General features: G+C 27.8%; 24 protein-coding genes. 22 read left to right on the plus strand and 2 right to left on the minus strand.

The window, feature by feature from the left end; translation table 11 throughout:
* Positions 1–98: 98 nt before the first annotated feature.
* The 3 genes from IC174_RS04030 (at position 99) to IC174_RS04040 (ending at position 2342) form a co-directional block, all read left to right on the plus strand.
* Positions 99–1526: a cell wall-binding repeat-containing protein gene (locus IC174_RS04030; RefSeq protein WP_227482216.1), complete on the plus strand. Its 1428-nt coding sequence runs from the start codon at positions 99–101 to the stop codon at positions 1524–1526.
* Between the two features lie 154 nt (positions 1527–1680).
* On the plus strand, positions 1681–1839 hold the full coding sequence (locus IC174_RS04035) for a type I toxin-antitoxin system toxin (RefSeq protein ID WP_227437628.1): 159 nt from the start codon (positions 1681–1683) through the stop codon (positions 1837–1839).
* 284 nt (positions 1840–2123) lie between these two features.
* Entirely contained in the window at positions 2124–2342 is a 219-nt protein-coding gene (locus IC174_RS04040) for a hypothetical protein (RefSeq protein WP_227437625.1), read from the plus strand.
* 302 nt (positions 2343–2644) lie between these two features.
* On the opposite strand, the gene IC174_RS04045 is transcribed toward IC174_RS04040, so the two are convergent.
* Positions 2645–3196, minus strand: coding sequence for an XRE family transcriptional regulator (locus IC174_RS04045; protein WP_227482217.1), 552 nt, complete (start codon positions 3194–3196; stop codon positions 2645–2647).
* 190 nt (positions 3197–3386) lie between these two features.
* Between IC174_RS04045 and IC174_RS04050 the strand changes: the two genes are divergently transcribed.
* Positions 3387–4349, plus strand: a complete 963-nt coding sequence (locus IC174_RS04050) for a cysteine synthase family protein (RefSeq protein ID WP_227482218.1) — start codon at positions 3387–3389, stop codon at positions 4347–4349.
* Between the two features lie 391 nt (positions 4350–4740).
* Here IC174_RS04050 and IC174_RS04055 read toward each other — a convergent pair whose 3' ends face one another.
* The gene (locus IC174_RS04055) at positions 4741–5133 is read right to left on the minus strand and encodes a sigma-70 family RNA polymerase sigma factor (protein WP_227482219.1); all 393 of its coding nucleotides are present in this window, start codon (positions 5131–5133) and stop codon (positions 4741–4743) included.
* A gap of 258 nt (positions 5134–5391) precedes the next feature.
* Here IC174_RS04055 and aroE point away from each other — a divergent pair, with 258 nt between their 5' ends.
* From aroE to rplS, 18 genes are all read left to right on the plus strand, one after another.
* A complete protein-coding gene (gene aroE, locus IC174_RS04060; protein WP_227482220.1) occupies positions 5392–6243 on the plus strand; it encodes a shikimate dehydrogenase in 852 nt (283 codons plus the stop codon).
* Positions 6244–6300: 57 nt separating this feature from the next.
* A complete protein-coding gene (locus IC174_RS04065) occupies positions 6301–6660 on the plus strand; it encodes a hypothetical protein (RefSeq protein ID WP_227482221.1) in 360 nt (119 codons plus the stop codon).
* Positions 6647–7339 (plus strand): hypothetical protein, encoded by a 693-nt coding sequence (locus IC174_RS04070; protein WP_227482222.1) that lies wholly within the window; start codon positions 6647–6649, stop codon positions 7337–7339. The genes IC174_RS04065 and IC174_RS04070 overlap by 14 nt, the downstream gene beginning before the upstream one ends.
* Positions 7340–7358: 19 nt before the next feature.
* Positions 7359–7778, plus strand: coding sequence for a hypothetical protein (locus IC174_RS04075; protein WP_227482223.1), 420 nt, complete (start codon positions 7359–7361; stop codon positions 7776–7778).
* A complete protein-coding gene (locus IC174_RS04080) occupies positions 7768–8298 on the plus strand; it encodes a hypothetical protein (RefSeq protein ID WP_227482224.1) in 531 nt (176 codons plus the stop codon). The genes IC174_RS04075 and IC174_RS04080 overlap by 11 nt, the downstream gene beginning before the upstream one ends.
* Positions 8299–8677: 379 nt before the next feature.
* Entirely contained in the window at positions 8678–9235 is a 558-nt protein-coding gene (gene efp / locus IC174_RS04085) for an elongation factor P (RefSeq protein WP_227434156.1), read from the plus strand.
* A gap of 91 nt (positions 9236–9326) precedes the next feature.
* On the plus strand, positions 9327–9788 hold the full coding sequence (locus IC174_RS04090; protein WP_227434157.1) for a CD1247 N-terminal domain-containing protein: 462 nt from the start codon (positions 9327–9329) through the stop codon (positions 9786–9788).
* Between the two features lie 162 nt (positions 9789–9950).
* Positions 9951–10661 (plus strand): ribonuclease III, encoded by a 711-nt coding sequence (rnc, locus tag IC174_RS04095; protein WP_227434158.1) that lies wholly within the window; start codon positions 9951–9953, stop codon positions 10659–10661.
* Positions 10662–10714: 53 nt separating this feature from the next.
* A complete protein-coding gene (locus tag IC174_RS04100; protein WP_227434159.1) occupies positions 10715–11785 on the plus strand; it encodes an elongator complex protein 3 in 1071 nt (356 codons plus the stop codon).
* A gap of 27 nt (positions 11786–11812) precedes the next feature.
* Positions 11813–15367, plus strand: coding sequence for a chromosome segregation protein SMC (smc, locus tag IC174_RS04105; RefSeq protein ID WP_227482225.1), 3555 nt, complete (start codon positions 11813–11815; stop codon positions 15365–15367).
* 26 nt (positions 15368–15393) lie between these two features.
* The gene (gene ftsY / locus IC174_RS04110) at positions 15394–16686 is read left to right on the plus strand and encodes a signal recognition particle-docking protein FtsY (RefSeq protein WP_227434161.1); all 1293 of its coding nucleotides are present in this window, start codon (positions 15394–15396) and stop codon (positions 16684–16686) included.
* A gap of 102 nt (positions 16687–16788) precedes the next feature.
* Positions 16789–17157: a YlxM family DNA-binding protein gene (gene ylxM / locus IC174_RS04115; protein ID WP_227482226.1), complete on the plus strand. Its 369-nt coding sequence runs from the start codon at positions 16789–16791 to the stop codon at positions 17155–17157.
* Entirely contained in the window at positions 17154–18506 is a 1353-nt protein-coding gene (ffh, locus tag IC174_RS04120) for a signal recognition particle protein (protein ID WP_227434163.1), read from the plus strand. Before ylxM ends, ffh begins: the two co-directional genes overlap by 4 nt.
* Before the next feature lie 39 nt (positions 18507–18545).
* Positions 18546–18818, plus strand: coding sequence for a 30S ribosomal protein S16 (gene rpsP, locus IC174_RS04125; protein WP_003419338.1), 273 nt, complete (start codon positions 18546–18548; stop codon positions 18816–18818).
* 64 nt (positions 18819–18882) lie between these two features.
* A complete protein-coding gene (locus tag IC174_RS04130) occupies positions 18883–19110 on the plus strand; it encodes a KH domain-containing protein (protein ID WP_227434164.1) in 228 nt (75 codons plus the stop codon).
* A 110-nt stretch (positions 19111–19220) separates the two neighbouring features.
* Positions 19221–19736 (plus strand): ribosome maturation factor RimM, encoded by a 516-nt coding sequence (gene rimM, locus IC174_RS04135; RefSeq protein WP_227482227.1) that lies wholly within the window; start codon positions 19221–19223, stop codon positions 19734–19736.
* A gap of 8 nt (positions 19737–19744) precedes the next feature.
* Positions 19745–20440, plus strand: coding sequence for a tRNA (guanosine(37)-N1)-methyltransferase TrmD (gene trmD, locus IC174_RS04140; RefSeq protein WP_227434166.1), 696 nt, complete (start codon positions 19745–19747; stop codon positions 20438–20440).
* 188 nt (positions 20441–20628) lie between these two features.
* Positions 20629–20979, plus strand: coding sequence for a 50S ribosomal protein L19 (gene rplS, locus IC174_RS04145; RefSeq protein ID WP_227434167.1), 351 nt, complete (start codon positions 20629–20631; stop codon positions 20977–20979).
* Positions 20980–21018: the final 39 nt, after the last annotated feature.

Below are 21018 nucleotides of genomic sequence, written 5' to 3' on the forward strand. Positions count from 1 at the left end.
CAATATTTATGTAAAATAATAATATTTTAATTTATGGCAATATTTTCCTATAAAGTGTTGTATAATTTAAGTGAAAATATTTAGGAGGGGAAGATATTATGAAAATTAAAAAATTATTAACAATAGGGTTATCTTTATCTATGTTTATTGCTAGTTGCCCTATATCTGCAAATGCACTTGACAAGATTGATACAATTAAAGGTGTAGATAAATATGAAACTGCTGGACTTATCGCAGATAAGCAAAACTATACTACAGCTATACTGATTAATGCAGATAGTACAATGGCAGATGGATTATCTGCAAGTGGGCTTGCAGGCAGTACAAATGCACCTATTCTTTTAACTAAGAAAAATAGTATACCAAATGCTACACTTAAAAGAGTAGAAAAGGCAAAAAAAGTATATATAATTGGAGGAGAAAACTCTATTGATAAAGCAACAGAAACAGTTCTAAAAGATAAAGGGATAGAGATTAAAAGACTTCAAGGTAGTGATAGAATTAAGACAAGCTATGATGTTGCAAAAGAAATAAATTCAATTAACAAAGTAAATAAAGTGATATTGACTAATGCTTTTAAAGGAGAACCTGATGCAATGAGTGCTGCACCTGTAGCTGTTAGAGATAAAGCAGCTATAGTATTAACTGATGGAAAAAGTGTGTCATTTAATACAACTGGTGTGGAAAGTTATGTAATAGGTGGTACTTCATCAATGAATGACAAACTAGTTAATGATACTAATTCAACTAGATTGGGCGGGACTGATAGATATGATACTAATGAAAAAATAATAAATAAATTTTATAGTGGAGTAAAAGAGTTTTATATAGCAAGTGGTACTGATTTAGTGTATGCGCTTGTTGGCTCTACTATTGCTAAAAATAATGCTATTGTGTTAGTTGATAATGATAGTAATAAAAGTGTATTGAAAAGTACAACTAAATTAACTGCTATAGGAAATTTGAGTGATAGTATATTACAACAGTGTTTAAATGTGACAAAAAATATAGGAGATTCTAATACTGGAAGACAATATAAAGTAGAAGATGCTGCTAATGCAGTAAAAAAATTGCTAGGTGTAAATAAGTTTTACTATGAACCTAATTATTCAGAAGATGAAGATTTAATATTTATACTAGATAAAAACTTTGCTTTTTCAGGAAAAGAGTACTATGCATTTGCTTATATCAAACAAGGCGCAGAGGGTGATGTTAGATATTGTGTAGAAAAAAATGATATGAGTAAAGTTTATACATATGATGTTAATGGTAATATGAAAGTATGTAATCCTGATGATTATAAAAATAAAGAAAGTATAACAGAGGAACAAGCAAAACAGATAGCATTAAAAGAGTGTGCGAAGAGACATAAAATCAATATCAATAACTTAATAGTTGATATGATAGATTTTAGAGATGATATATATAGTGGTAATGTTTATGCTGTTAAAATCAATTCAAAAAATAGCAATGGAACTTTTGGCTGGTTTTTTATAGATATAAAAACTGGAAAAATTTATAACTAAAATTAGAATATCTAAGTGTACATTTTTTATTAGATAGATTACCAAATTATGTTATAATATTTTTAGCAAGAAGATGTAATCTACAATTTATAGAGTGGAGTTCATACAAACAAAAGATTATCCTCCCAACAAAAATGGAGGGAGGTGATTATGTATGGATAATTTTTTACTGAGTATATTAGCTAGTATTCTAGCTAGCTATATAGTTTACTTAATAAGTAAGTTATTTAGAAAATGTAAAAAACCACTCAAAGCTGGCACTAAGAGTGGTTGGGAGTTTGATTTAAAAATCAAATTCCATAAATTCAAATAATATCATTTATGATGAACTCCACTCTACTGCTAAATAGATTGTAGTTCTTCTTGCTTTTATTATATCACAAGTTGGGATAAATATTCAAAAATAATAATTTTATATTGATTAATTAGAGAAGGATAGAGTAGGTTAAACTACTCTATTTTTATTTATGAACTACACTTTACATTGATTTTATTATACTCAATTTTTTAATATAGAATTTTAAAATTAAATACATCTTAAAATATTAAGTATAAGACAAGTTTATAGCCTCATATTTTATAATAAGGGGTGATATTGTGAAAATACTACAACAATTTAAACCATTTAAATATGATGCTGAAAAAGATATAGAATATGATGAGAAAATTATAGCTAATCAAAATACAGAAGTTTATATAATATATCCACGTATCTCTGATGAAGAAAACAAAAGAAGATGGAATGAACTTGATGCTGTAGCTAAAGAAATAGCTATTAATATAGCAATGAAAAAAGCTGAGACAGTTGAAAGTTAAAAAAATAGAGAAGTTGCTAATACTTAGCACTTCGCTGTAAAGAAATTGGACAAGTATTTTCATAGAATTTTGATAACATTTTTGTAAAGTATATAATACCTAATAATTAGAGTCTTAGTTATTCAGTTAAAAAAATAGTTCCTTGGATTTCAAGGTTTTAGAAGTTAGGTAGCAATAATATTTATGCAATATCATTAATAAATTATGAAAAAGAGTGTAAGAAAACAAAAAAGATAAATCCTATCTATGAAGATTTACCTTTTTATATGAGAAAATCATTATCGTATTTTGAATTAATATCTTTAAACTGGATAGTAATTTATTATCACTGTTTTCAATGTTTTTTTTCCTTGATTATGGTATGTATGTGTTGATTCGGCTGAAAAACAGATAGAGTCATTTTCTTTAAGTTGATAAACAGAATCATTTACTTCTAATCCTAACTGACCTTCTAGAATCATAATATATTCTTGAGATTTTTCAGAATGACCAATAGATGTATAACTATGACCTTCCTCTAGTTCCATTTGAAATAATTCAAAATTTCTAGTTGGTGTATTAGGATAATAACAATAAAGACGATAGTCTTCATTTTCTGAAATTTGAACATCTATGTCAGATTTTGAAACAATAAAAGTTTTATCTTGTGGTTGGTCAAGTATTGCAGTGTATGGTACATTTAGTCCATTTGCAATCTTCCAAATTGTGTTTACTGTAGGATTAGAATCACCCTTTTCAATTTGTGATAGCATTACTTTACTTACACCAGATAATTCAGCAAGTTGACCTAAACTTAAATTACGTTCATTACGTAATCGATTTAAATTTTTTGCAATAATAGTATTAATACTCATATGTACTCCTTAAATTGTAAATTATTGACAAATATAATTTACGAATGTATAATTTATTTAACATTATTTCTAATTTATGAATGCATAATATATTAAATGTTAAATATACTGTACATCCGTAATATACATTATAATGTATAAATAATTGTTTTTCAACAGATGATAGTTAATCGATTAAGGGGGAATTGTGATGCATGTACTTAATAATGTTACAGAAGCAATAGGAAATACTCCAATGTTACACTTATCTAAAATAGTGAAGGAATTTGGATTAGATGGTAATATTTATGCAAAGATGGAGTATTTAAATCCAGGATTTAGTAAAAAGGACCGTGTAGCATTACAAATGATTACAGAAGCAGAAAATGCAGGGCTATTAGTTCCTGGACAAGCAGTTGTAGAATTGACAAGTGGAAATACAGGTACAGGATTGGCAATAGCTTGTGCATGTAAGGGCTATAAGTTTATTGCATGCATGTCAAAAGGGAATTCTATGGAAAGAGCAAGAATGATGAAAGCTTTAGGAGCAGAAGTAGTTCTTGTAGACCAAATGCCTAATTCAGTTCATGGACAAGTTTCTGGCGAAGATTTAGCACTTGTAGAAGTTGAGGCTCAAAAAATTGCAAAAGAAAGAAATGCATTTAGAGCAGATCAATTTAATTTAGAAGCTTGTAATCATGCACATGAATATTATACAGCAGAAGAAATGTGGAAACAATTAGATGGGAATATTGATGTATTTGTAGATTTCCTTGGAAGTGGTAGTACTTTTGCTGGTTGTTCGAAAACACTTAAAAAGCACAATTCTTCTATTAAATGCTATGTGGTTGAACCTTCAACAGCAGCAATTTATTCAGGCAAAGAAATAACTGATCAAGGGCATAAAATACAAGGTGGAGGTTATTCTATGGATTTACCATTAGTAGATAAGAAGCTTATTGATGGTTATATTCAGGTAACAGATGATGAAGCAACTAATGTAGCAAGAAAATTGGCTAAATTAGAAGGCGTATTTGCAGGTTTTTCTTCTGGAGCAAATGTATGTGCAGCAATTAAATTATTAGAGAGTTCAGAAAAAGGTAAAAATATAGTTCTTACTCTTAATGATAGTGGCTTAAAATACTTGAGTACTGATTTATATGAAGAATTATAATGACATTAAAATATTAATGTACCAACTTTTAAATTAAAAATATATATTAAAATTCATCAGTTATGTTTTTAAAAGAATCATAATTCAACTACAAAAAAGTATCTCTTTAAACTTGAGATACTTTTTTCATATTTTTTATATCTATAATATCTATTTATCAATAAATTGTATCTAGATAACAGGTCTTAATTCATACACTTAGTTTTTTAAAAAGCTTCATAATAATTTTTTTATGATTCTTTATTTATATGATACTTTATGGATTTATTGTAGAATCTAAAGTTATCATGTGTATAGTTTAGAACCATATCTGACATTCAAAAGAGATGAAAATACTACTTTGTAACCAAAGCCTAAGATAGGTGAAAACAAAATAATAGATAATAAAAAATTACATATAAAGAGTAGTATTTATTTCATTACCTTCTTTATCTGTTCCGATAGGGTCTTGTAGAGATACTTGTGATTTGTTTTTTTTGTTAGATCTGATATTCATTAAAATTTCATTTTCAATACATCTAGAAGCGTATGTTGCCAATCGAGTTCCTTTATCTATATTATAAGTTTCTATAGCTTTTATTAATCCTATTGTACCTATAGATATTAAATCATCTTGATCTTCTGTCGAATTGTTATATTTTTTTGCGATATAAGCTACTAATCTCATGTTTCTTTCAATCAATATATCTTTTGCACTTTTATCATTTTCTATTTTAAATTTAGTTAAATACTCAATCTCTTCTTCAGGGGTTAAGGGTTTTTCAAAAGATTTAAGCGCTGCCAATAAGTCACCCCCCTTTTTAACGGTCACTTTAAATTATATGAAGGAGACTTATCCAAGTTGACTGTTATTCAATAAAATAATATGTATACTGTTAGAATTTAAAACATATATTTACAAACTTTTGGCTGTAATATAACATTAAAAAGAAGAATTTAAGTTTAATTTTTTGTTGAATATATAAAAAATAAGACGGATAAATTATTAGTTTATTTGGTATAAATTGAATTTTAGATGTCAATAAATAAAAGGGAGAAAGATATGATTATAAATAGCGAAACAAAGCTTATATGTCTTTTAGGACATCCAGTGAAACAAAGCTTTTCACCAATCATGCATAACTACTTATTTGAAAAATACAAACAAAATAATGTTTATGTATGCTTTGATGTAGAGCCAAAAGACTTATGGAAAACAGTAGAGTCCATAAAAAGTATGGGTGTAGAGGGTTGTAATGTGACAATACCTCATAAGGTAAATATAATTAAATACTTGGATTATATTGATTACAAAGCAAAATTAGTTGGAGCAGTTAATACGATTAAGAATGAAGGAGGTAGATTAAAAGGATATAATACTGATGGAGTTGGATTTGTAAAAGCTGTAATTGAAAATGGGTTTGACCTAAAAGACAAAAAGGTCATGATATTAGGTTGTGGAGGTTCGTGTAGAAGTATTGCTATTGAACTTGCATTTAACAATGTAAAATCTATAGAAATAAGAAATAGAAGTATAGATAAAGCAAGGGAAATATCAAATATAATAAAATCCAGTTTTAAATTAGATGTAGTCTATAGCACTAAAGAAGTTGATAAAAATGATTTAAGCAAAATTGATATACTTATAAATACTACACCAATAGGTATGGGGAATAACTTATGTCCAATAGATGAATCATTGATTCCAAGCAAAAAAATACTAGTATGTGATATAGTATACAAGCCTCATGAAACAAGTCTTATAAAATGGGCGAGAAAATACAATTTAGATGTTATATTTGGAATTGATATGTTAATAAATCAAGGTCTAAGTGCATTTTGTATATGGACTGGAATAAGGTTAGATAATAATGAAAATAGTTGTATAAAAGAGCTTTATGAAAAGAATTTATAACTAAATCCTTAAGATTTAATCTATAGAATATAAAATATTAATGAGAGGTTTTTATTATTGAAAACGAAAAAGAATGGTTTTATATCAATTGAATGTATAATGAGTATCGCCATATTATATGTAGCTGTGTATTTGGTATCTACATCTTTACATAACTGCTATAGTTTTATTAGTAAAAATGTATCTAATAGAGAGATGTTAAATATTGCAAAGAAATACTTGGAAGATGAGAAATATAAAATAAAAAATAATGAATATCAACTGACTGAGGATGAAATAAATAAAAATTACATAAAAGGTTATGAGATAAATAGCACAGTGAAACAAATTTTAAACTATTATCAATGTTATGAAATAAATATGGAAATTAAGAGTGATTTAAAACAATTAAGATTTAAGAGTTATGTTACGAAATAATAAAGGTTCTATATTAATAATAACATTGATAATATTTTCTATTATAAGCACTGTATGTATTATGTGTATAGGTTTAATTTATAGTAATGAGAACTTATTTGAATTAGAATATAAAGATGCTAAGTTAAGGGAAGTTTCTTTAAGTGGTATAGAAATATCAATAAGTAATGTCCTTTGCTGTGTGGAAGAAGCTATTAATATATCTAATAATGAAGAAGAATTTAGAGACTATTTCTTAGGAAATAATATGATTGATTGTATAAAAAAAATAAAAGATATATCTTATAGTAATTTAGAAGAAGTTCATTTAAAAATAGAAAACAATACTATATATGACAAAGGAGATTTTTTTGAGTTTGATATAACAAGTACAGCTAGAGAGAAAGACTTTTTAAAAGTAATAAAAGTGAGCGTGAAAATTAAAAATCCATGGGTAGGAGTTGATATTAAAGATTATACAGAGGCTGATTATAGTGATAAAGATTCTATTGAAACATCTGATGAGTCTAAATCGTTTGACCAAATAGAACTTTCAACTATATTTGAGACTGACAGTAAAGATTTTGATAATCAAAACACTAATGGAGAAGAAGAAATCGACCAAGAGATAATAGAAAATATAAAAAAGAACTTTAATGAAAAAAACTTAGTATATATATATAAGTATAGGGGTGTATAACTTTGAAAAAAGAAGGAATGTGACTGTAATAGAATTAGTAGTATCCATAAGTATAATACTATTGATAACTACAATATGTTTTCCAAAAGATAATCTTGAAAATCATAAAATAAATTTATTTGCACGTCAACTTTGTTCAGATATAAGGTATGTTAGACGAATTAATATGTTTAGCAACTACAATACATATATATACTATATAAAGCAAAAGGAACAAGAAGGATATGTATTGAGAAAAGATGGCAAAGATGTTAAATCCATAGTATTGCCTAGAAATGTAATAATCGCAAGAAGTATTGAAACTATAAAATTTAAATCTGATGGCTCACCTCAAAGAGCAACTACAATAGAGATATATAATGGTAGATTAAATAAAACTATAACAATAACACCTGTAAGTGGAAGAGTACTTTTGAAAGAGGGAAAATATGAAACGTAAATGTGGATATTTACTTTTAGAAAGTGCAGTATCTTTAACTGTAATTGTAGTACTGGTGATAACTTTATATTCTATATTTATACTTACAATGAATTTAAAAGTTAAAATAGAAGATAAAATAGAGTTACAACAACAAAGTATTGAAATTACAAAATCTATAGAAGGAATCATTGGTAATTCTAAGGGGATAATAAACTTATCTTCTAATGATGAAGGTTTAAAAAAAATGACATCCATAAAATGTAGATATATAGATGAAAATACAACTTATAATGAAGAATATACAAGCAACAAAGAAATTATATTAAATGAGAGACGAAATAAGTTGTTTGTAAATTCTTTAAATGGTGAAAGTAGTCAAGCTGGTGGATATGAAATTGGTGATTATGTAGATGAAATGTATGTCTCAATGTCTAATAATGGAGAATATATTAATATAATATTGAAATTATCAAAACGTAATCAAAGATATGAAACTGAGTTTAAAGTAAAAGTATGGAATTTTATTAAAAATGTGTAATTTTAAGTAACAGTATTATTAATGAAGAAAAATGTTTTAAATTTTCATAAAAGTTATTCTGTAAAAATCTAAAAAATTATGTTTATCCATTGTTTTTAAATAAAAAGTAATGAGTAATAGTGGAAAGTATAGCTGTAGAGATAAATAATATCAATATATAAAATGTATAAAGTGTGATTATAGATGTAAATAATAAAAATATAGGATAAGTAATCTGCCAAATACTTGTTTATATTGTATAACTTATGATATTATGATATTAGTAAAAATTTGTAATCCTGACTTGACAGAATTCAAGTAAGAGATATAATTTTAAAGGCATAGTAATGTAAAATTTACTAAAAAATAAGAAATTTATTTTAATATGGAGGAACAAAAAATGGTATCAGCAGGTGATTTTAGAAAAGGTGTTACATTTGAAAAAGATGGACAACCATGTTTAGTAGTTGATTTTCAACACGTTAAGCCAGGTAAAGGAGCTGCTTTCGTTAGAACTAAATACAGAAATTTAAAAACAGGAGCTATAAGAGAAGAAAGTTTTAATCCAAGTGAAAAATTCCCTAAAGCTGTAATAGATACAAGACAAATGCAATATCTATACAATGATGGTGAGTTATATTATTTTATGGACCAAGAAAATTTTGAACAAATACCATTAAACTATGATCAAGTTGAAGATGCAATTAAATTCTTAAAAGAAAATGAAGTTGCTACAATAAGGTTTTATCAAGGACAACCATTCCAAGTGGAAGCTCCGAACTTTGCAGAGTTAGAAGTTGTAGATACAGAGCCAGGAATAAAGGGTGATACAGCAAGTAATGTAACTAAAGCAGCCACAGTTGAAACTGGTGCAGTTGTTCAAGTTCCATTATTTATAAATACTGGAGATAAAGTAAAGATAGATACTAGAACAGGTGAATATTTATCAAGAGTATAAAAATTTATGTATATAAAAGCTTATATGTCTTAATAATATAAGATATATGAGCTTTTAGTTTATATATTAAAAAGAAAGCGAGGGGTGTTACATGAAACATTTATATGAAGAAGTTGCATACTTAAAAGGTTTAGCAGAAGGTTTAGAAATAAGCACTGAAAGTAAAGAAGGGAAAATGATACATAAAATAGTTGATGCATTAGAAGTATTTGCAGAAGCTATTGTAACATTGGATGAAGAACAGGAAGAACTTCAAGATTTTGTTGAATCTATAGACGAAGATTTAGCAGATTTAGAAGAAGATATTGCTGACATGGAAGATGACCTTTACGAAGAAGATGAAGAAAATGATGACGATGAGGACTTCAGCTATATAGAAATGGAATGCCCAAATTGTGGAGAATTAGTAGAAATAGACGAAGATTTATTATATGATGATGACGTAGATGTTGTTTGTCCTGATTGTAAGGCTGTAATATTATCATCAGAAGATGATTATGATGATGATGATTGTACATGTGGTGGTTGTTCGAATTGTGATGATAGAGAATAAAAATTCATAAGAAATAAAACTGCCTATGATGCCTATGAGATATTTTGTTTCATAGGTAGTTTTATTTTTATGAGGACAAGTATTTTAGATTTTGGTTTTGCAATAGTTGCACAAAAATAGTACACTAGAATTTATAGAATAGGATTTTGGAGGGATGTAATAATGAAGATAAGTAAAAAATTACTAGATAATATACAAAGATTTGAAGATGTTATAAATTATAAATTTAAAAATAAAGAATATATACTAGAAGCTCTTACACATAGTTCATATTCTAATGAAAATAAGAGATATAATTTTAATGAAAGATTAGAATTTTTAGGAGATTCAGTTTTAGGCATAGTGATAAGTGATTATTTATTTAATGAAGAATCTAATCTGCCCGAAGGGGAATTGACTAAGCTTAGAGCAAATATAGTTTGTGAGGATTCATTAAGTGAAGTTGCAAATGATATAAATTTAGGGGTTCATATGTTACTGGGTAGAGGTGAAGAAGCTACTGGAGGTAGACATAGAACTTCAATATTAGCAGATGCATTTGAGGCTGTAATAGCAGCAATATATCTTGATGGAGGATTTGAAAGTGCAAGACAATTTATATTACACCATATGGAAAATATAATTTACGATTCAAGAAAGGGAAATATATTTAGAGACTATAAAACACATCTTCAAGAAGTATTACAAGGAAATGGAGAAAATAATATTTGGTATAGGCTTATAGAAGAAAAAGGACCAGACCATAATAAAAGGTTTGTTATGGAAGTGGGAATTAATGAAGGTGTTTTGGGGATAGGAGAAGGTAAAAGTAAAAAAGAAGCAGAACAATTGGCTGCTAAAGTAGCTTTAAAGAAAAAATTATGGGAAAAATAAATATAATATGTAAAAATATAAAAAGAAATATTTAGATTAGAAGGATGTTGTAGATGAAAAAGAGAATTATACCTATATTTGTTCCTCACAAAGGTTGTCCTCATGATTGTATATTTTGTAATCAAAAAAAAATAACAGGTGTGAGTACTGATGTTACTAGTGAAGATGCAAGAAATATAATTGAAGAATGTCTAAAGACTATAGATAAGGATGCTGATGTAGAAATAGCATTTTTTGGTGGAAGTTTTACTGCTATAGATGTAGATATACAAAAAAGTTTATTAGCTGTTGCCAAAGAATATGTAGAAAAAGGTTTTATAAAAGATATTAGAATGTCCACAAGGCCAGATTGTATTAGTGAAGAAATATTGGAAATGTTAAAAGAATATAAGACAAGTATAATAGAGCTTGGAGTACAATCCTTAGATGAAAAAGTATTGTTAGATAGTATTAGAGGTCATCAGTCAGAAATTGTATATAAGAGTTCAAAGTTGATAAAAAATAGTGGAATTAAACTTGGTTTACAAATGATGGTTGGGCTTCCAGCTGATACAGAAGAAAAATGCATATTTACAGCCAAAAAATTTGTAGAGCTTAGACCAGATTGTGTAAGAATTTATCCAACTTTAGTGGTAAAAGAGACTGGTCTGGAAAAATTGATGGAGCAAAACGAATATAAGCCATTTACACTTGACGAGAGTATAAGAATAGTAAAAAAAGTACTTGTATTATTTTATGTTAATGATATAAATGTAATAAGAGTCGGGCTTCAAGCTACTGATGATATACAAATGGGAAAAGCTGTCTTAGCGGGTCCATATCACCCTGCTTTTAGAGAATTAGTAGAAGCTGAGATGATAAAAGATTATTTAGAATTTCTTATTTTACAAAATAAAAATATAAATAACGTGTTGGTGAAGTCTAATAAAAAGAATATTTCTAAAATAATAGGAAATAAAAAAACAAATATTAAATATATGAAAGAAAATTTTGGTGTGATTTTAAAAACACAAGAATCAGATTTAGATATAAATCAATTAGAAATTGTGTTAGATGGGAAAAGTTTAATTATTGCTAATATGAGAGACATCCATAGAAAATTGTATGACATTTATAACCTTTAGTTTTAACAATGAAGGGAGAGAAACGATTTGTATTTAAAGAGACTAGAGTTAAAGGGATTTAAATCCTTTCCAGTAAAGACAGATATTATTTTTAAAGAAGGAATAACAGCGATAGTAGGACCAAATGGAAGTGGAAAAAGTAACATATCTGATGCCGTAAGATGGGTATTAGGAGAACAAAGTATCAAAAGTCTTAGAGGAGACAAACTTGAAGATGTAATATTTGCAGGTACAGATACAAAAAAACCCATGAATTACTGTGAAGTAGCTCTTACTATTGACAATTCTGAGAATCAATTAGAATTAGACTTTACAGAAGTGACTATAAGAAGAAGAGCTTATAGAAATGGAGAAAGTGAATTTTTTCTAAATAATAAGAGTTGCAGATTAAAGGATATAAAAGAAGTCTTTTTAGATACTGGTATTGGAAAAGATGGTTATTCAATCATAGAGCAAGGAAAAGTAGATGAAATATTGAGTAATAATCCTTTAAGTAGAAGAAAAGTTTTTGATGAAGCTTGTGGTATATCAAAATATAGATATAAAAAACAGGAAGCAGAAAGAAATTTAAGTAATACAAAAGAAAATTTAGAAAGAATAGATGATATATATATAGAAATTGAAAATCAATTAAAACCTCTTTTTAATCAACAAACAAAAGCAAAAAAGTATTTAGAAATAAGTGAAAAATTAAAAATATTAGAAGTCAATAATTTTATAAGAGAAATTGAAGGAATAGAAAAAGAACTGAGTGAAGTTGATGAGCATAGTAAAGTTCTTGAAAAAGAACTTAAAGAAAAAGAAGAACAAAAAAATGTTGTAGAGAAAAAACAAGAAGATGTTGATAAGGAGATAGAGGTACTACAAGATGTAATTGAAAAATCTGTAGATTATATAAATTCAATTAAAGGTGTTATATCAAAAAAAGAGTCACAGATAAATTTAATTAAAGAAAGAATAAAAAACTTTACAAATGAAATTCATAGAAAAAATTCTGAAATAAACAATATAAAAGAAAAGCTAAATGAAAATAAGGTATACATAAAAGAATTAGAAAGTAATAAGTCTTCAAATAGCGAAGAGTTATCGATATTACAAGAGAATATAAAAAAGTTAGAATCTAGTAAAGAAAATCAAAGGATGAAGTTGGAATCTTTAAATAATGATATAGAATTATTTAAAGAAAATATAATAGATATATTAAATAAGAAGCAAGAATTTAGTAATAAGTTATCTGCTTTAAATGCAAATAAAGAAAATATGAATATCAGAGATGAAAACATAAACTCAGAAATAGCAGAGTTAAACCAAAATGTCCAAACAAAATCTTCTGAATTAGATAGTATAAATAAAGACTTTGATATGAAAAAAGAAAATTTAAACAATGTGAATAACAGAAATAAAAAATTAACTGCTGATTTACAATATTCTATTAATGAACTCAATAAGGTAGAAGATGAAATACAGAAAAGTAAATACAATCTAAATGGATATAACTCAAAGTTAAATGTTTATATAGATATGGAAAATCATTATGAGGGATTTAATAGAGGTGTAAAAGAAGTATTAAAAAATAAGGATTTAAGAGGTATTCATGGAGCGCTAGGACAGATTATAAATGTTCCTGAAAAATATGAGAAATCTGTAGAAGCAGCACTTGGTGCTTATATGCAAAATATAATAACTGATGATGAGTTTAGTGCTAAATCTGCAATAAACTATTTAAAGAAGAATAATTTAGGAAGAGTAACATTTCTGCCATTAAATATAATTAAATCAAATAAAATAAGTTTGGGAAATTTAAAAGCAAATACTAAATTTATAGGAATAGCAAGTGATTTAATTACGTTTGATGAAAAATATAGAAATATAATTGAAAATATACTTGGAAGAACGATATTTATAAATAATATAGATGAGGGGATAAAATTTGCAAAAGAAACTGGTCATAGATTTAAAATAGTAACTTTAGATGGTGAAATCTTAAATCCAGGAGGTTATTTAACAGGAGGTAGTTTAAAAACTAACGGAAATATATTATCAAGAAAAAGATTTATTAACGAATATACAGAAAAAATAAATGATGTTAAGGTTGAGATTTCAGGTCTAGAAATTACAAAAGAATCTCTAAATAAAAATATAAAAAATATAAAAAGTGAAATTGACTTAGTTGAAAATGAAGTAAAAGATTTAGAAAAAAGCATTATAATAAAGAGTACAAGTATAGAAAATATCGAATCTGAGATTGAATCTTTAAAATCTAGCATTACTAGATTAAATAATGAGAAAAGTGATTTGGGTTCTAACTTGAATTATACTCTCGAAAAAAGTGACATTGTTAAAAAAGAGATGGAAGCACTAGAAAATACATACAATCAAAATAAAGAAAAAATTGATATATTAAGTGATGAAATAAAAAAATATAATGATTTGTATGATAAAGAAAAATCTGAATTTGATGAATTAAACCTAACTTTAGTAAAGAAAACAGAAGCTTATAATAGTATAGTTAGAGATATAAAAAGAATATCTGGTGAAAATTGTGAGTTAGAAGAAAAAACCAAACAATTAGATGAATCATTAAATTATGAAGAACAAGAAATAGTTAAGTTACAAGACTCTATAGCTATTGAAGAAAAAGAAAAAGAAAACTTAATTAAGCAATTAGGGGACAGCAATAGAAATCTTGAAACTAGAAAAATAGCTAAAGATGACTTGAAAAATAACTTTGATGAAATTGGTAAAGAGTTAAAAATTATAGATAGACAACATATAGAACTTAAAGAAAGTTTATTTAAGGTTGGTGGAAGATTAGAAAGATTAAAAACTAGTCAAGACACATATATAAATAAGTTATTTGAACAATATGAAATGACTTTAGTACAAGCATTGGAAATCAAAGATGAAAATCTAGAGATAGATAGAAAATTCTTAGAAAATTTAAAGAGAGAAATAAGAAGTCTTGGGAATATAAATATAGATTCTATCAAAGAATATGAAGAAATAAAAGAAAGATATGATTTTTATAGTGAACAAAAACAAGATTTAGAAGAATCTATGGAGGAAATAGAAAAACTTATACATACATTAGAAGAAAATATGAAATCTGAATTTGAGGTTAAATTTGAAGAAATAAGTAAAAACTTTAAGTATGTGTACAAAAGACTTTTTGGTGGTGGATGTGGAGAATTAACTATTTTAGATAAAGAAAATTTATTAGAAAGTGATATACTAATAACAGCTCAACCACCTGGTAAAAAAATGAAGAATTTAAATCTACTGTCTGGTGGAGAAAAAGCTCTAACTGCAATAAGTATATTATTTGCAATATTAATTACAAAACCAACACCATTTTGCATATTAGATGAAATTGAGGCTCCACTTGATGATGCAAATATATTCAGATTTGGAGAATTTTTAAAGGATTTATCTAAAGAGACACAATTTATATCAGTAACTCATAGGAGAGGAACTATGGAAGCTGCTGATTATATATATGGGGTTACAATGCAAGAAAAAGCTATTTCAAAAGTTATTAGTTTAAAACTAAAAGAAGCTCAAGAGATAACTGATATTATATAACTTAGATTGACATAGGAGGAAGAATAGTGTTAAAAAAATTATTTGGTTTTGGCAAAGACAAGGATAAGGAATTAGAAAAAAAAGATGTTGGCTCAGAAGAAGAAATAGAAACTGGTGCTGACAACTTAGAAAATGTAGAAGAAACAATTTTTTCAGGGTTTGAGGAGGAAGTTGTAGATAAAGTAGAAGATATTCCAGAAAAAACTGAAGAAGAAGTTGTTGATGAAAGTGCTGAAGAAGATAGAGAGATAGAAGATAAGATAGATACTAATGAACAAGATGTAGAAGAGATAATAAATAATGATTCTCTAGATAGTGAAATAGAAGCATTAAACAATGATAATAATGATGAAGAAACTGAACATGAAGATTATGAAAATAAAGAAGAGAAATATGAAGAAAAGAAAGTTAATTTGTTTGAAAGATTAAAACAAGGATTAACAAAGGCAAAACAAGGAATAACTGATAGAATAGATGAGGTTTTAAAATCATATACAAAAATAGATGAAGAATTGCTTGAGGATTTAGAGGAAATTTTAATAACAGCAGATGTTGGTGTAAATACAACTATGGACATAATTGAGAAACTAAGAGATAAGATAAAGCAAAAGGGAATTACTGAACCAATAAAGGTAAGAGAAGAACTTAAATCTATAGTTGAAGATATCCTTACAAATGAAAACTCTACATTAGACATAGAACCAGCTCCATGTATAATTCTAATGGTAGGTGTAAATGGAGTGGGTAAAACTACTACGATAGGAAAATTGGCAAATAGATATAAAAAAGATGGGAAAAAAGTTTTATTAGCAGCAGCAGATACATTTAGAGCAGCAGCAACAGAGCAATTAGAAATCTGGGCAAATAGAACTAATGTAGACATAATAAAGCATCAAGAAGGAGCAGATCCAGGAGCAGTAGTGTTTGATGCCATAAAGGCAGCAAAAGCTAGAAAGGCAGATTTATTAATATGTGATACAGCTGGAAGATTACACAACAAAGCTAATCTTATGAATGAACTTGGAAAAGTATTTAAAATAGTAGATAGAGAATTTCCAGAAGCAAAGCGTGAGGTACTTCTTGTAGTAGATGCCACAACAGGTCAAAATGCAGTTGTTCAAGCTAAAACATTTAAAGAAGTTGCAGATATAACAGGTATAGTACTTACAAAACTTGATGGAACAGCAAAAGGTGGAGTAGTGCTTGCAGTAAAGTCAGAAGTAGATGTACCTGTAAAACTTATTGGAGTTGGAGAAAGAGTAGAAGACTTACAGGATTTTGATGCAAAATCATTTTCAGATGCATTATTTGGTAACTAGTATTCTTTTAAAAATAATGGTTGACAAGAGTGTTTATATGATATAAAATACAATAGTGTAAAGTAAATAACCTTTACAGTATACTGCTAGGAAGTGTAAGATATGAATATAGAAAAAATGGTCGAAATTGGATTGTTATTTGAACAGTATAAAGAATTACTAACTGATAAGCAAAAAGAGATAGTAGCTCTATACTATGAAGAGGATTACTCTTTAGGTGAAATCAGTGAGAATTTAAGTGTATCAAGACAAGGTGTATATGATACATTGAAACGTTCAGAAAAGATACTAAGAGATTATGAAGAAAAGCTACATTTAGTATCTAAGCTTCAAGAACAGGAAAAAAATATTAAATTTATAAGAAATAAAATTATTGACATTAAAGAAGATTTATTGCACAATAGAGATTGTGCTAATTTAATCCCTAAGCTAGAAAATATAGAAGATGTATGTAGGGAGATGATAAAATGATATTTGAAGGATTGTCGGATAAACTACAAGGGGCATTCAGTAAGTTAAAGTCAAAAGGAAAACTTACAGAAGCAGATGTAAAAAATGCTATGAGAGAAGTTAAACTTGCTCTTCTTGAAGCAGATGTTAACTTTAAAGTAGTTAAAGATTTTATAAAAAAAGTTCAAGAGAGATGTGTTGGACAAGAGGTTATGCAAAGTTTGACACCAGCTCAACATGTAATAAAAATTGTAAATGAAGAACTTACAAGTTTAATGGGGGATGTACAAAGTAAAGTAATGATTTCCTCAAAACCTCCTACAATCTTAATGATGGTTGGATTGCAAGGTGCAGGTAAAACTACGACAGCAGGAAAACTTGGAGGATATTTTAAAAAGCAAGGCAAGAAGCCTCTATTGGTGGCTTGTGATATTTATAGACCAGCAGCTATAAAGCAACTTCAAGTTGTTGGTGAAAAATTGGATATACCTGTATTCAATATGGGAGATAAAGAAAGTCCAGTAAATATTGCCAAGGCAGGTTTAAGTCATGCAATTAAAAATGCTAACGATTTGGTTATTATAGATACTGCTGGTAGACTTCATATAGATGAAGTGCTTATGGATGAGTTAAAGTCAATTAAGTCAGAAGTTAAGCCACATGAAATACTTTTAGTTGTAGACTCTATGACAGGGCAAGATGCAGTAAATGTTGCAGAAAGCTTCAATGAAGCACTTGGTGTTGATGGAGTAGTATTAACTAAATTAGATGGAGACACTAGAGGTGGAGCTGCACTTTCAATAAGAGCAGTAACACAAAAACCTATAAAGTTTATGGGTATGGGAGAGAAACTAGATGATATAGAACCTTTCCACCCAGACAGAATGGCATCAAGGATATTAGGTATGGGAGATGTATTAAGCCTAATAGAAAAAGCACAAGAAAGTATGGACTTAGAAAAAGCTAAGGAATTAGAACAAAAAATCAAAAAACAAGAACTAGATTTTGAAGATTTTTTACAACAAATGGAACAAATACAAAATATGGGACCTCTAGACAAGATACTTGGTATGATGCCTGGTATGGGAAATATAAAAGACCAACTTGGAGATGTAGACTTGAATGGTAAAGAAATGAATAGAACTAAAGCCATAATTCAGTCAATGACTACATATGAGAGACGTAACCCAGGAATATTAAATGCTTCTAGGAAAAAAAGAATAGCTAGAGGTAGTGGAACTACTGTTCAAGATGTAAATAGACTTATAAAACAACTTAATGAAATGAAAAAAATGATGAAGATGTTTGCTGGTTCACAAAAAAGTATGAAGAAAAGGGGCGGCTTAGGCGGTTTACCTTTTTTTAAATAAAATATAAAAAATAGTAAAAATTATTCGGAGGTGACTGTAATGGCAGTTAAAATAAGATTAAAAAGAATGGGAGCTAATAAAAAACCTTTCTACAGAATAGTAGTAGCTGATTCAAGAGCTCCAAGAGATGGAAAATTCATAGAAGAAATAGGATACTATAATCCAATTTCTGAACCTAAACAAGTAAGAATAAATGATGAAAAAGCTATAAAATGGTTAGCTACTGGTGCTCAACCAACAGAAGTAGTTAAAAAATTACTTGTAAAAAATGGAGTAATAGAAAAATTCGAAGCTTCTAAACAAGCAAAATAATTTTCTCTTAGCAATTAGTATAAGTAAATACTTATTGTTGAGGTTACTTTAGGAGATGAAATATATGAAAGAGCTAGTTGTAGATATAGCTAAGGCTCTAGTTGATAATCCTGACTCAGTTGTTGTTGAGGAATTTAAAGACAATGACGGTATCGTCTTAAAGCTTACAGTTGCTCAAGATGACATGGGTAAGGTTATTGGGAAGCAGGGAAGAATAGCTAAAGCTATAAGAACTGTCGTAAGATCTGTTGCAAATAGAGAAAACATAAAAGTTTCTCTTGAGATAGTGTAAAGAGGAGGATTAGGTATAGTGCCTAGTCCTTTTTGTATAACTGTGTACAGTTTTGAGAATTTATGATGATATGGTAACATAAGATTAAATTTTTTTGAGAAGGTGATAATATGAAAGAAAAATTAACTCATTTTAAGGTAGGGCAAATAGTAAACACACAAGGTCTAAAAGGTGAGGTAAGAGTTTATCCACTTACTGATGATATAGATAGATTTGATGAATTGAAAGATTTTTATTTAGGAAAAGATTTAAACAACAAGTGGACTGTAGAAAATGTAAGATATAAAGGTTCTATGGTTATAATGAAGATAAAAGATATAGACACTATAGAAAAAGCAGAAAAGCTAAAAAATAAATTTATGTATGTGTCTAGAGAAGAGAGTAGAGACCTTGAAGAAGGCGAGTTTTTTATAGCAGACATGATTGGTTTGGAAGTTTTAACTATAGAAGGAAAGTATGTAGGAGTCTTGGAGGATGTACTTCAATATTCTGCAAATGATGTCTATGTAATAAAAGGTGAAGAAGATAAAGAATTTATGATACCAGCTATAAAAAAATTTGTACCTACTATAGATATGGATGAAAGAAAAATGATTATAGACCCTATTAAGGGTATGATAGATTAGGTGGTAATATGAGATTTCACATAATGACGCTTTTTCCAGAAATATTTAATTCATACATGAATGAAAGTATAATGAAAAGAGCAGTTGAAAAAGGCATAATTGATGTGCATATATATAATATAAGAGATTTTTCTAATAATAAACATAAAAAAGTAGATGATTATCCATTTGGAGGAGGAGCTGGTATGGTGATGACTCCTCAACCTATATATGACACATATAAGCATATAATAAAAACTCATAATATAAACAATCCAAGAGTAATTTATTTAACTCCCAAAGGTAAAGTATACAATCAATCTATAGTCAAAGAGATGTCTATCCAAGAGGATATAATACTTCTATGTGGTCACTATGAAGGAATAGATGAGAGAATTATTGATTTAATAGTAACTGATGAAATTTCAATTGGAGATTATGTACTAACTGGAGGAGAACTGCCTGCACTTATAATGATAGATTCTATATCAAGATTAATTCCAGGAGTATTAAATCAGGACGAATCATTTGAAGAGGAGTCATTTAAAGATAATCTATTGGAGTATCCTCATTACACAAGACCTAGAGAGTTTGAAGAGTTAAAAGTACCAGAAGTGCTTTTATCAGGAAATCATAAAAAGATAGATGAGTGGAGACGAGAAGAATCTATAAGAATAACTAAGGAAAGACGATTAGACTTATATAAAAAATCTCAAGAAAAATAAAAACATATACAATAAAAATTTAATATACATGTATACAATAAAGTGGCTATAAATGGAATTAAAAATATAAAAATGCTTGTAATAACTATAGAAGTATAGTATAATATAAAATGTTGGAAATACGGGCGTTCCTCTGTTTACACTGGTCGGGTAGTTAAGAACGTCTATGATATTTAGGAGGAAGAAAGATGAATGAAATGTTAAGAGCAATTGAGCAAGAACAATTAAAAAATGAAGTTCCTAATTTTGGACCTGGGGACACAGTTAAAGTACACGTTAGAATTATAGAAGGTAAAAGAGAAAGAATACAAATATTCGAAGGTGTAGTATTAAAGAGACAAGGTGGAGGAGCAAGAGAGACTTTTACAGTTAGAAAAATGTCTTTCAATGTTGGTGTAGAAAGAACTTTCCCAGTTCACTCTCCAAAAATAGAAAAAATAGAAGTAACTAGAAAAGGTAAAGTAAGAAGAGCTAAACTAAACTACTTAAGAGGTAGAGTAGGTAAAGCTGCTAAGATAAAAGAAGCTAGAAATAGATAATTAAAAACTTTACTTATAAATGGGGGGCTGATTTATCAG

Origin of the sequence: Clostridioides sp. ES-S-0001-03, from assembly GCF_020676075.1 — a bacterium.
GTDB lineage: Bacteria > Bacillota > Clostridia > Peptostreptococcales > Peptostreptococcaceae > Clostridioides.

Coding starts and splice junctions, on each gene's coding strand:
- IC174_RS04130 (WP_227434164.1), top strand. CDS start 18,883: ATGAAAGAGCTAGTTGTAGATATAGCTAAGGCTCTAGTTGATAATCCT.
- ylxM (WP_227482226.1), top strand. CDS start 16,789: ATGAATATAGAAAAAATGGTCGAAATTGGATTGTTATTTGAACAGTAT.
- IC174_RS04070 (WP_227482222.1), top strand. CDS start 6,647: ATGTTACGAAATAATAAAGGTTCTATATTAATAATAACATTGATAATA.
- aroE (WP_227482220.1), top strand. CDS start 5,392: ATGATTATAAATAGCGAAACAAAGCTTATATGTCTTTTAGGACATCCA.
- rpsP (WP_003419338.1), top strand. CDS start 18,546: ATGGCAGTTAAAATAAGATTAAAAAGAATGGGAGCTAATAAAAAACCT.
- ffh (WP_227434163.1), top strand. CDS start 17,154: ATGATATTTGAAGGATTGTCGGATAAACTACAAGGGGCATTCAGTAAG.
- IC174_RS04100 (WP_227434159.1), top strand. CDS start 10,715: ATGAAAAAGAGAATTATACCTATATTTGTTCCTCACAAAGGTTGTCCT.
- IC174_RS04050 (WP_227482218.1), top strand. CDS start 3,387: ATGCATGTACTTAATAATGTTACAGAAGCAATAGGAAATACTCCAATG.
- trmD (WP_227434166.1), top strand. CDS start 19,745: ATGAGATTTCACATAATGACGCTTTTTCCAGAAATATTTAATTCATAC.
- IC174_RS04035 (WP_227437628.1), top strand. CDS start 1,681: ATGGATAATTTTTTACTGAGTATATTAGCTAGTATTCTAGCTAGCTAT.
- IC174_RS04045 (WP_227482217.1), bottom strand. CDS start 3,196: ATGAGTATTAATACTATTATTGCAAAAAATTTAAATCGATTACGTAAT.
- rnc (WP_227434158.1), top strand. CDS start 9,951: ATGAAGATAAGTAAAAAATTACTAGATAATATACAAAGATTTGAAGAT.
- efp (WP_227434156.1), top strand. CDS start 8,678: ATGGTATCAGCAGGTGATTTTAGAAAAGGTGTTACATTTGAAAAAGAT.
- rimM (WP_227482227.1), top strand. CDS start 19,221: ATGAAAGAAAAATTAACTCATTTTAAGGTAGGGCAAATAGTAAACACA.
- rplS (WP_227434167.1), top strand. CDS start 20,629: ATGAATGAAATGTTAAGAGCAATTGAGCAAGAACAATTAAAAAATGAA.
- IC174_RS04030 (WP_227482216.1), top strand. CDS start 99: ATGAAAATTAAAAAATTATTAACAATAGGGTTATCTTTATCTATGTTT.
- IC174_RS04090 (WP_227434157.1), top strand. CDS start 9,327: ATGAAACATTTATATGAAGAAGTTGCATACTTAAAAGGTTTAGCAGAA.
- IC174_RS04080 (WP_227482224.1), top strand. CDS start 7,768: ATGAAACGTAAATGTGGATATTTACTTTTAGAAAGTGCAGTATCTTTA.